Here is an 11,969-nt window from a genome sequence, read left to right on the forward strand (position 1 = left end):
ATTATTGAATGTAATCGACAAAATTCTACTATTTACGTATTAAAAATTTAATGTTTTAATAAAGGTGTAAATGGTATGACCACTCAAGGGGGGAGAAGATTGCACTAATAAATGTGCAGTAAAGTTGCAAGTAATATTATGTTGAAATTAATTGTCTTAATATTATGTCACTTTTTAAAGGGGCTAGAATCTTGAAAGTATAACATTTGAAAAAAGTGTTTTAAGTTTCTACATAGCAAAAATGATTTTATTCCGTAATAAAAGTATAAGCAATGTACAGTATAAATTCATCTTTTGTAATCTTGTAGGGCCCTGTTGACAAAACTAGGAGAGATATTATGAAATTATTATCAAAAAGGTCATGGCAGGGTTAGCAGTAGCAGCAACTCAAGAGAAAAATGAATATTATACTTATCATTGGGCAGTTAATTCAAATATAGGTGATGAAATTTTACTATTTACTTCCGAAAAATTTAATATTCGAATTAAAAGAAAACAATATCCTTACTTTCTATGAGAAGTAAATAATAACGAGGTTTAAAACTCTATTCGAAAGATTTCTCCTTCCTAGAGCATGTGACAAAAAGAGCCTAGCGCTAGGTCGTTCAAGATGTATGTGTAAGATTGTAAATAGACAATAGTAAAGGGGCGTACGGAATGAAAAAGAAAATAATTTCAGGATTTTTTATAACATCAATTGTAACTGGGGCGACTATTCCTATCAATACTCTCGCAACACCAATCGTTCATGCAGAAACTCAACAGGAAAGCATGGATATTTCCTCATCATTACGAAAATTAGGTGCACAATCTAAATTAATCCAAACATATATTGATCAAGGTTTAATGAGCCCTAATGTACAGCTAGCAGAAGTCCCAGCTTTAAATACAAATCAATCTCTAATCAAGCAAGATATGAAGGAATGGTCATCAGAACTTTATCCACATTTAATTCTAGTAAATTCAAAAAGTAAAGGGTTTGTAACTAAATTTAATAACTATTACCCAGCATTAAAAGAGTTTGTAGACAATAAAGAAGATAAAGAAGGGTTTTTGGATAGACTTGAGGTTCTTCAAGATATGACTATGACGAATCAAGAAAACGTACAAAGACAGATTAATGAATTAACAGATCTTAAATTACAGCTGGATAAAAAACTTCAAGATCTCGATATGGATGTAGCAAAAGCACAGGGTGTACTAAGTTCAGACGGAACAGGGAAAATAGATCAGCTAAAAAATGAATTACAAAATACCCAAAAATCAATTCAAAATGATTTACAACAAATAGCATTATTACCAGGAGCTTTAAATGAACAAGGGTTTGTTATATTCAAAGAAGTCTATAACCTTTCAAAAGATATCATTGAACCTGCTGCTCAAACTGCAGTAGCAGCGTATAACAAAGGCAAAGAAATTAACAACTCTATTATAGAAGCAGAGAAAAAAGCAGAGCAAGAAGCGAAAGAAAAGGGTAAATCTGCTCTAGAGATTGAAGCTGCCAAAAAAGAAGCCCGTGAAGCAATTGAGAAAAGCAAACAAGCTGAAATAGCTGCAGCTGCAGTTGCAAAAACAAAAGAGTATGACCTTACGAAAGCTATTGACCCTGAAAAAATTAAGAAAACATATAGTGCTTTCGCTGAAGTAAATAAATTAACAGCAGAACAGCGAACACATTTAGCAGATTTAGAGACACAAAACCAAAAATTTTATGATTTAACTAAGAACCTAAAAATAGCAGATTTACAAAAATCAATGCTTCTTATTATGCAAAATGATTTACATACCTTTGCATATCAAGTAGATGTAGAACTTGACCTACTAAAACGTTATAAGGAAGATTTGGGTCTAATAAAAAATAGCATTACAAAATTATCTACTAATGTTGATACAACTAACCAGCAGTCTCAAAAAGATACATTAAGACAATTAAAAAATGTAATAAGTTACCTTGAAGAACAGGTCTATAAATTTTAATATTATGTTTTTTGAAAATATAAAAAGATTATAAGAATCTAGCGAAAGAATGAGAAGGAGAATAGTTATGAAAAAATTTCCATTTAAAGTGTTAACTTTAGCTACTCTGGCAACGGTTATAACTGCTACTACCGGTAACACTATTCATGCATTTGCACAAGAAAAGACCGCTCAAGAACAAAAAGTAGAGAATTATACATTAGGGCCTGAGGGACTGAAGAAAGCATTGGCTGAAACAGGATCTCATATTCTTGTAATGGATTTATACGCAAAAACAATGATTAAACAACCGAATGTAAATCTATCCAATATTGATTTAGGTTCAGAAGGAGGAGAATTAATCAAAAACATTCACCTTAATCAGGAACTGTCGCGAATCAATGCTAATTATTGGTTAGATACAGCGAAACCAAAGATTCAAAAAACAGCACGTAATATTGTAAATTACGATGAACAATTTCAAAATTATTACGACACATTAGTAGATACTGTACAAAAGAAAGATAAGGCAGGCTTAAAAGAGGGTATAAATGATTTAATAACTACAATTAATACAAATTCAAAAGAGGTTACAGAAGTAATTAAGATGTTACAGGACTTCAAAGTAAAACTATATACAAATTCTACAGATTTTAAAAATAATGTAGGCGGCCCAGATGGAAAAGGTGGATTAACGGCACTATTAGCGGGTCAACAAGCGCTAATTCCACAACTTCAAGCTGAAATTGAGAAGCTACATTCTACTCAGAAAGAACATTTTGACAATGTATTAGCATGGTCAATTGGCGGTGGATTAGGAGCGGTCATTTTAGTTATTGGCGCTATTGCAGGAGCGGTAGTGATTGTTGTGACTGGCGGTACAGCAACACCGGCTGTTGTTGGTGGCCTTACAGCTCTTGGTGCAGCTGGAATTGGTTTAGGAACAGCAGCTGGTGTCACGGCATCTAAGCATATGGACTCCTATAACGAAATTTCTAACAAAATCGGACAATTAAGTACAAAAGCTGATCTCGCTAGCCAAGCTGTTATTTCGCTTACTAACGCGAAAGACACTTTGGCATATCTGTATCAGACAGTGGATCAAGCGATACTGTCTCTAACGAATATTCAACAACAATGGAATAAAATGGGGGCTGATTATACAGATTTGTATGATAATATCGACCAAATGCAAGAGCATAAACTCTCGTTGATACCTGATGATTTAAAGGCTGCTAAACAAAGTTGGAATGATATTCATAAAGATGCAGAATTCATTTCGAAAGATATTGCTTTTAAACAAGAATAGAATCTAAAAATCATAGCCTATATTGGAGGAATATAAAATGATTAAAAAAATCCCGTACAAACTAATCGTTGCATCAGCTCTTTTAACTATGACAACAACTTCTATAGTCTCACCAGTAGCAGCTTTTGCAAGTGAAATTGAACAAACTAACAATGCAGATACGGCTCTTTCAGCAAATGAAGCGAAGATGAAAGAAACTTTGCAAAAGGCTGGGTTATTTGCAAAATCTATGAATGCTTATTCTTATATGTTAATTAAAAATCCAGATGTGAACTTTGAAGGGATTACTATTAATGGATATGTAGATTTACCTGGTAGAATTGTACAAGATCAAAAGAATGCAAGGGCACATGCTGTTACATGGGATACGAAGGTGAAAAAACAGCTTTTAGATACATTGACGGGTATTATTGAATACGATACAACATTTGACAATTATTATGACACAATGGTAGATGCGATTAATACAGGAGATGGAGATACTTTAAAAGAAGGGATTACAGATTTACGAGGTGAAATTCAACAAAATCAAAAGTATGCACAACAATTAATAGAAGAATTAACTAAATTAAGAGACTCTATTGGACAAGATGTTAGAGCATTTGGAAGCAATAAAGATCTCTTACAGTCGATTTTAAAAAACCAAGGTGTAGATGTTGAGGCTGATCAAAAGCGTCTAGATGAAGTTTTAGGATCAGTAAACTATTATAAACAATTAGAATCTGATGGGTTTGATGTAATGAAGGGTGCCATTTTGGGCCTACCGTTAATTGGCGGTATTATAGTGGGTATAGCAAGAGATAATTTAGGCAAGTTAGAGCCTTTATTAGCACAATTACGTCAGACTGTAGATTATAAAGTAACATTAAATCGTGTAGTTGGAGTTGCTTACAATAATATTAGTGAAATGCATAAGGCGCTTGATGATGCTATTAATTCTCTTACTTATATGTCCACGCAGTGGCATGATTTAGATTCTCAATATTCGGGAGTACTTGGACATATTGAAACTGCATCTCAAAAAGTGGATCAAAATAAATTTAAATTCTTAAAACCTAACTTGAATGCAGCGAAAGACAGTTGGAAAACATTACACACAGATGCGGTCACTTTAAAAGAAGGAATCAAAGAATTAAAAGTGGAGCCTGTTACTCCGCAAAAATAAGGAAATATTAATTCTGTTGCAAAGTCACCTAAAACATAGAGAATCTATGATTACGTTGTTAAATAGTAATGCGACAATTAATAAATCCTTATACACCAGAAAGGCGGAGTCTCATTAATGACTTCGCCTTTTGTCTTTATAAAATTTGTACCCAGATACCAAGATAACCGTACTGTATTACAGATTTTCAAAAAATTTGAAAGACGTCGCTTTTAAAGAAGAATAGAATTAAAAATCAAAACCTATATAGGAGAAGTATAAAATGATGAAAAAAATCCCTTATAAAATACTCGCTGTATCGACATTTTTAACTATGACAACAACTTATGCAGTTACACCAGCAGCAGCTTTTGCAAGTGAAATTGAACAAACTAACAATGGAAATATGTCTCTTTCAGCAAATGAAGAACAGATGATAAAAACTGTGCAAGATGCTGGGGTATTTGTAAAATCTATGAATGAATATTCTTATTTGTTAATGAATAATCCGGATGTGAGTTTTGAAGGAATTACTATTAATGGGTATGCAGATTTACCTAGTAAAATTGTACAAGATCAAAACAACGCAAGAGCACATGCAGTTTCATGGAATACGAAAGTAAAAAAACAGCTTTTAGATACATTGACAGGTATCATTGAATACGATACAAAATTTGAAAATCATTATGAAACATTAGTAGAGGCGATCAATACTGGGAATGGAGATACTTTAAAAAAAGGGATTACAGATTTACGGGGGGGAATTCAACAAAATCAAAAGTCTGCAAAAGTATTAATAGAAGAATTAACTAAATTTAAAAATGCTATTGGAGAAGATGTTAGAGTATTTGGAAGCCATAAAGAGACCTTGCAGTCTATTTTAAAAAACCAAGGAGCTGCGGTTGAGGATGATCAAAAGCGTTTAGAGGACCTTTTAGGGCAAATAAACTATCAGAAAGACATAGAATCTAAGGGCTTAGACATGGTAAAGATCCCCTTTCTCCCAACATTGATTGCTGGTGGGATAATGATAGGTGATGCAAGAGGTAAGTTAGGCTGGCTAGAGCCGGAATTAGCAAAATTACGTCAGAATGTAGATTATAAGATAACATTAAATCGTGTAGTAGGAGTTGCGTTTCATAATATTAGTGATATGCATAGTGCGATTGATAGTGCTATTACTGCTCTTACTTTTATGTCCACGCAATGGGATGATTTAGACTCTCAATATTCGGGCGTACTGGGACATATTGATACAGCTAATCAAAAAGCTGATCAAAATAGATATAAATTCTTAGCACCTAACTTGAATGCAGCAAAAGATAGTTGGAAAACAATAAGAACAGATGTTGTCACATTACAAGAAGGGATAAAAATTGCAGAGAAAAAAGAACAAGATTTTATGAATCAGCTTCGTCCATCAAGCGTTTCCTACTTTTATAAAAAAATTCATAACGCATATACATTTGAAATAAAGACTGGATCAAATGCACCAAATGCGTCTTATAAAGTTATGAATTTAACTAAAAACACGGTTCATAATATGTGGGGTGGAGGACCAAATACAAGCATGTGGGCTGACTGGCTTTCATTTAATCCAAAAGATGAATTTGCGGTGGTAGCAGTAGTGGATGGAAAAGAATATGTTGTATATAAAGACAAAGTAGAAAATATAATGAACTGAACCCGAAAATGAATGAGCAAAAAGAAAGAGCTTTTTTCACTTTAGTAATTGCCAACTTTTTTATTTGATAGACGTGTAAATAGACTACTATTTTAGTAAGTCGATGAAAATTTTGTCGAAATATTGAATATTTAAATCGCGTAGGCAAAACATTTAAATATATGCCTAAAGGTCCAGAAGGTCTTATTGAAAGTGACGTATATACGGAAGTTTAAAAATAAAATTAAGGATAGCTTTTAAATGGATTGGCTACAATATTGATTGTGGAGGTGAGAAAGGTGAACAAAAAACAACAAGGTTACAATAAGGCAACTTCTGGCGCTAGCATCCAAAGTACAAATGCTAGCTATGGTACAGAATTCGCAACTGAAACAAATGTACAAGCAGTAAAACAAGCGAATGCACAGGCTGAGGCAAAGAAAGCACAAGCTTCAGGTGCACAAAGTGCGAATGCTAGTTATGGTACAGAATTTGCAACTGAAACGGATGTGCATGCAGTGAAACAAGCGAATGCACAAGCTGAGGCAAAAAAATCACAATCTTCTAGTTCTAATCAATAATGAAGGGAAAGGACTTCTCTATCTTAAGAGAAGTCTTTTCTCAGGCTGTGGAGAAAGTCTTCTCCACGGCCTATTTTTGTGTCTGAGTCTTTATTGAAGGGGTACAGCCAGCATTTTTGAAAAAAACAAGCTAAGCAAAAAATATAATAAGCCGCCCATATGGACAGCTCATTTACATAATTCTCATTATCGGAATTCAATGTATCTAGAAATGAATAAATATGATCTACTTAACATTAGCCTCCGTTATCAGTAATTGGATAACTACTTAAAACAGAAAAGGAATTTGCCAATTTTTTTGCAAAACTTAATGGTGGTTCAACAGATTGGATATGAATATACATAATCAATGGTTTCATATATAACCAATGATTATGTAAGGCGCTAACAATAATTCCTTGTTGAACAATTGATTGTATAAATAAAGGAATTTCTTCTTGTAAAATAGCGATTTCCCCTAAGTTCAACGCATTGCCATTTTGATCTAACGATTCAAAAGATATCCCAACCGGTATCACAGAGGTGCTTGGTCGTCCTTGAACAAACACTTTAATATTACGACGCAAGGAGACAGAACAAACACCCTGATTTATGTTGCTCTTTCCATTAAAAATTTTAGCAAATTGCTCACAAAGGAAATTAAGGTTGTTCATAAATCTGATGCCCCTTTCTTAGCAGATAAAAGTTACTTCATAAATATTAATACTCGTCCATTAGCTTTTATATAAGTAATTTAAGAAATTTCCATAAAGAAAAGACACCCATATAAGAGGGTCTTTTCTAATAGTTTTTTAGCAGAAGCAAGAAGCTCCAACTATGATTAATAATATAAAGAGCACAAGGACTAAGGCGAATCCGCCGCCAAAGAATCCCATATTAATCTCTCCTTTGAGTAAGAGGGGGAATTCAAGGTCACACATGTGTTTTAACAGGTTCACATTACTTTATATTTTTAGGGATTAATTGAGCAGGTCCTTTTGAAAATAAAGAAAAGATACCATAAGGTGTATTCCTCCGACTTGAACCACGTTAAGTTATATCGTTCATTGAGAAAAAAGAAAAAAGCACTCTTTCGAGTGCATAATTACGACTAACTCCTAATTATGATTCAACTTCAGTTAAGTTAGCTACGGCGTTACTTAGTTTTTGATCGGAAAGTTTAATGGATTTTTGAGCTTCCTCCATTCTTTCTTTCAATGGAGCTATACCGTTTATTCCTTGAGTTACAGTCCTCCCAGCATTACTTCTATAGTTAGTTGCTAGTTCAAACTCTACTCTAAATTTCTCGATTTTTTCTTTTAATACAGGACCACTTAGCTTCGCACCATCTTTAAATGCTGTATTTTTCTTGGATAATTCATCGTATTCTTTTATCATAGCATCAATAGTAGGCTTGATCTCATTTTCGTATGTAACTTTATCAGCATTTACAGATGGTTTAGGTGTTTCTTGAAGTGATTCGATTCCAAGAAATGTGGGAAGAAGATAAAAGCTGCATTGAAATTGCAGTAGAGTTGGGAAGACATCAGTTAGAAATTGCAGCCTTAATCATGGATCAGGCGGATAAGAACAAGAATAAATCTCGCACAATGGGATTAAGAGCATGAAACAACTCACACTTGAGGATGTAGTAGGAAGTTTCGATTATACCGCAACAAGTACAGCAGAAAAATTCTTGAAGTGTAATAACGTTATGACGTACTCAATAGAGTTTTACGACAAAGACGAGAAGTGGAAGCTTTGTTGGTTTGAGGTGAAGTCAGAGGGCGAATCTATCGAAATGGCTAAAAAAGAATATGGACAGATACAAATTATTACCACTTATATTTCGGATAAAACCTTAGAGGAAATAATGAATTTAGATTAGGAGGCATACCGTTATGACGATAAATAGATGGCTAGAAAAAGCAGGTTATGAAGTCGCTGAAAAGAATGACGTCATCCATGACGCGTTGGTGGGTTTGGACCTACAGGCGTGAAGTAAGATAAAATTTGAATTTTGTACAAATATGCAGAGAGTGTGGGGATAATCGTATAAATAAAAGCTCAACTCTCAAAAGGGTGAGAGTTGAGCCTGTGGATGTAGCTACTGAGTTCTCGGGTCGATGAAAACCAGTAACTTGATAATAAACTTAAACCGTATGTATTCAAAGTAAAAAATAATGGATACAGGATTTGGTGCTAGCCTATAAAGAAAAGACACCCTAAGGTGCCTTCCTCCGACTTGAGATCACATCTATGTATTGAAGAAATTTAGAAAAGATAAATACAAAAAGGAAAGGTACAGATCAAACTTATCGTTTTCAACAACCTGCAGGAAAACAATATCCTTTTGGAAATGGGCCAAAAGAGCTAAGCGAATTGAGCAGATGGTTTAGGTGTTTTGATATGTGTCCCGTTTTCGGGGTTCACTTCAAAGTGGTGTGTTTTCTTTTTTACCTTACAAAATTGTAAGGTAAATGTAAGGGAAATCGAATGAATGGATTTTAGAAAAATGAGAATATTAAGAAGTGATATGATTCATATTTCTTTTGAGATTGAAAAGTTAAAAAACTCTTAAGGATTTATATGGCAAAAAGATAAGAAATATATGAGAAATTAATAATATACAAAAGGGATGGAGTGAAAGAGATGTCAACAAATGTAGTTACTGTAGAAAGCGTAGAAAAAACGTATGGGAAAAGAAATGAGAATCAATCAAAAGCATTAAGGGGTGTATCATTAAGTATTAAAGAAGGGGAATTTGTCGGGATTATGGGTCCTTCTGGATCTGGAAAAACGACTTTACTTAATGTGATAAGTACACTTGACCAAGCGACAGGTGGTAGTGTGACAATAGCTGGCACAAATATTACTTCTATGAAGGGGAATGCATTATCAGATTTTCGTTCTCAAAAATTAGGTTTTATCTTTCAAGATTTTAACTTACTTGAAAACTTATCAATTTATGAAAATATCGCTTTGCCACTTTCTTTGCAAGGTGTACCTTCAAGTGAGATTACTGGAAAAGTAAATGAGGTTGCGAAGAAATTAGGTATTACTGAAATTTTAACAAAATATCCAACTGCTGTTTCTGGTGGACAAAAGCAAAGAACAGCGGCAGCACGAGCTTTAGTACATAATCCAGCAATCGTATTAGCAGATGAGCCGACAGGGGCACTTGATAGTAAAAACGCAAAAAGCTTATTAGAAGCGATGCAAGATTTACATGAAAATCATAATGTAAGTATTTTAATGGTGACACACGATGCATTTAGTGCGAGTTACTGTGAGCGTATTTTATTTATTCAAGACGGTCTTCTTTATAAAGAGTTAATGCGTCAAGGTACGCGAGAAAATTTCTATCAAGACATTTTAGGTGTGCTTGCTCATATGGGCTCAGCTGCTGAGTCTAAGTAGGGGGCGAGACTATGTTATTCAAATTATCACGTCATAGTATGAAAAAAATGTTAAAGGATTATATGGTATTACTTATTGGTCTAGTCATTAGTATTAGTATTTTCTACATGTTCCAAACGATGGCGATGAATAGTGAATTTACAAAAGATAATAGTCTCATTAGTAGTATTAGACTTGTCTTCTGGGTTGGTGCCATATTACTATCGTTCATTACTGTCTTTTACATTATTTATGCCAATTCTTTTCTACTTACATTAAGAAGGAAAGAACTCGGTATGTACATGATGCTTGGGGCGAAAAAGAAAAAAGTAGCACAGTTATTATTTATTGAAACATTCGGTATGGGTATTGTCAGTATTATTATCGGTATTTTAGTAGGGATGTTACTTGCCAGTGTAGCAGGAAATTTGTTAATGAATGGAATGGAAATTTCAGCAAAAGGTAGTTACTCATCTGTATATACACCAGCAATCTTAGTTACAGCTATTTTCTTCTTAATACTATTTTTTATTACTGGTTTAATGAACAGTATCCGATTATTACGTAAAACAGAACTAGAATTAATTCGTGAAGATGAAACACTAGATGAAGTGAAGAAAAGTAAAACTCGTATTATTATAATGACTGTACTTGGTGTATTGCTAGTAAGTACAGGGTATTATTTTATGGTAAATATAAAAACATATGCTGAGATCGGTTTTATAATAGCGACGGTTGTTACCACGCTTGGAACGTATTTTATTTTTAGTTCATTACTCCCGTTTTTTGTGATGAAAATTAAGGGGAATAAAAAACGTAATGAAACTGGTTTAAATAGTTTTACATATGCACAGCTACGTTTCCGAGTAAATAGTTTATCGAGAGTACTAGGTACGGTAGCGATGTTAATTGCATTAGGGGCAGGTGCGATGACAGCAGGTATGGCGTTCCAAAAAAATGTCGGCATTATGACAGATTTCTCACGTGTATATGACGTTGTAATTCACGATCCAAATGAACAAGATACAGCAGCATTAAAAGAAATGGAAATTGTTGAAGAAAGCAAGTACAAGTATAAAGTAGATGGAGAAGCGGTTTATTACTTACGTAACGATTTAACTGCGAAACCACCACTTGTTTCCGACCACTTTGATACAAAAACTTTAAAAGAACCTGCGCGTAAACGTGTAGCTGAACCTTTAACTGAACCTGTATACTCTGCTTTGGAAGCTCCTGAAGTAGCGAATAAGCTTCCTCGTATGCCAAAAGATTGGGAAGATGCAGTTGTAAGAGAAATACAAATTACACATAATCAATTTAATGGAAAACCTGTAAGAATTGCAGATGAAGAACACTATAAAGGAATTCAAGGAACAGAACACACTGTAACATTAGCAAAAGTAGATGATATGAAAAAATATAAACCGTTGTTAATCGAAATAGATAAGAGACAAAAAGAACAAATTGAAAGAACAACAGGTACAAAAGTAGACTTATTTACGAAAATGACAATTTATCAATTTATGAACAGTTTCATGAGTGGGACAATGTTTATGGGATTTTTCCTCGGAATTGCCTTTTTAGCAATGATGGCAAGTTCTCTTATGTTCAAAATATTAACGGGTGCTTCTCGTGACGTACGCCGTTATGAAATGTTAAGAAAAATCGGTGTGAGACGTAGTATGTTAACAAAAAGTATATATAAAGAAATTTCATATTTATTTATCTTCCCAGCGATTATTGGAATCTCTCACGTGTTAGTAGGGCTTAACTTATTCAGCTTTATATTAGTTGATCCGTTTGTGAAAGTATGGGTGCCAATAGGAATCTTCTTAGTCATTTATTTCATCTATTACTGGATAACTGTTCAATTGTATAAAGGTATGGTAATGCCGAAAGAAGAAGTAGCGAAATAGTTTAAGAAAAGAGTCCTTGTTT

General features: G+C 33.7%; 11 protein-coding genes and 1 pseudogene. 9 read left to right on the forward strand and 3 right to left on the reverse strand.

Annotation, left to right across the window (positions count from 1 at the left end; all coding sequences use genetic code 11):
* Window positions 1-657: 657 nt before the first annotated feature.
* From LUS72_RS11745 to LUS72_RS11765, 5 genes are all read left to right on the forward strand, one after another.
* Window positions 658-1,977: a hemolysin BL lytic component L2 gene (locus LUS72_RS11745; RefSeq protein WP_097833326.1), complete on the forward strand. Its 1,320-nt coding sequence runs from the start codon at window positions 658-660 to the stop codon at window positions 1,975-1,977.
* Window positions 1,978-2,044: 67 nt separating this feature from the next.
* On the forward strand, window positions 2,045-3,265 hold the full coding sequence (locus tag LUS72_RS11750; RefSeq protein ID WP_097833327.1) for a hemolysin BL lytic component L1: 1,221 nt from the start codon (window positions 2,045-2,047) through the stop codon (window positions 3,263-3,265).
* Between the two features lie 37 nt (window positions 3,266-3,302).
* Entirely contained in the window at window positions 3,303-4,430 is a 1,128-nt protein-coding gene (gene hblB / locus LUS72_RS11755) for a hemolysin BL binding component B (RefSeq protein ID WP_097833328.1), read from the forward strand.
* 262 nt (window positions 4,431-4,692) lie between these two features.
* A complete protein-coding gene (locus LUS72_RS11760; RefSeq protein ID WP_097833329.1) occupies window positions 4,693-6,093 on the forward strand; it encodes a hemolysin BL regulatory component HblB in 1,401 nt (466 codons plus the stop codon).
* Window positions 6,094-6,371: 278 nt separating this feature from the next.
* Window positions 6,372-6,653, forward strand: coding sequence for a gamma-type small acid-soluble spore protein (locus tag LUS72_RS11765; RefSeq protein ID WP_071745562.1), 282 nt, complete (start codon window positions 6,372-6,374; stop codon window positions 6,651-6,653).
* 236 nt (window positions 6,654-6,889) lie between these two features.
* Here the strand turns inward: LUS72_RS11765 and LUS72_RS11770 are convergent, their stop codons facing one another.
* The 3 genes and pseudogenes from LUS72_RS11770 to LUS72_RS11780 form a co-directional block, all read right to left on the reverse strand.
* Entirely contained in the window at window positions 6,890-7,306 is a 417-nt protein-coding gene (locus tag LUS72_RS11770) for a DUF1259 domain-containing protein (RefSeq protein WP_071745563.1), read from the reverse strand.
* Window positions 7,307-7,444: 138 nt separating this feature from the next.
* Window positions 7,445-7,528, reverse strand: a complete 84-nt coding sequence (locus LUS72_RS11775; protein WP_097831164.1) for a YjcZ family sporulation protein — start codon at window positions 7,526-7,528, stop codon at window positions 7,445-7,447.
* 226 nt (window positions 7,529-7,754) lie between these two features.
* A pseudogene (locus LUS72_RS11780) lies at window positions 7,755-8,105 on the reverse strand (ribonuclease); the annotation flags it as partial.
* Between LUS72_RS11780 and LUS72_RS11785 the strand changes: the two are divergent.
* The 4 genes from LUS72_RS11785 to LUS72_RS11805 all read left to right on the forward strand — a co-directional run bounded on the left by LUS72_RS11785 (window position 8,096) and on the right by LUS72_RS11805 (window position 11,947).
* Window positions 8,096-8,260, forward strand: coding sequence for a helix-turn-helix domain containing protein (locus LUS72_RS11785; RefSeq protein ID WP_141533483.1), 165 nt, complete (start codon window positions 8,096-8,098; stop codon window positions 8,258-8,260). The pseudogene LUS72_RS11780 and the gene LUS72_RS11785 overlap by 10 nt on opposite strands.
* Complete coding sequence (locus LUS72_RS11790) at window positions 8,257-8,520, forward strand: hypothetical protein (RefSeq protein ID WP_097831163.1); 264 nt, start codon at window positions 8,257-8,259, stop codon at window positions 8,518-8,520. Before LUS72_RS11785 ends, LUS72_RS11790 begins: the two co-directional genes overlap by 4 nt.
* A gap of 764 nt (window positions 8,521-9,284) precedes the next feature.
* A complete protein-coding gene (locus LUS72_RS11800; protein ID WP_071724180.1) occupies window positions 9,285-10,052 on the forward strand; it encodes an ABC transporter ATP-binding protein in 768 nt (255 codons plus the stop codon).
* An 11-nt stretch (window positions 10,053-10,063) separates the two neighbouring features.
* Window positions 10,064-11,947 carry an FtsX-like permease family protein gene (locus LUS72_RS11805; RefSeq protein WP_264448956.1) on the forward strand — a complete coding sequence of 628 codons (1,884 nt, stop codon included), beginning with the start codon at window positions 10,064-10,066 and terminating at the stop codon, window positions 11,945-11,947.
* Window positions 11,948-11,969: the final 22 nt, after the last annotated feature.

This window comes from Bacillus cereus (assembly GCF_025917685.1).
Classification (GTDB): domain Bacteria; phylum Bacillota; class Bacilli; order Bacillales; family Bacillaceae_G; genus Bacillus_A; species Bacillus_A cereus_AT.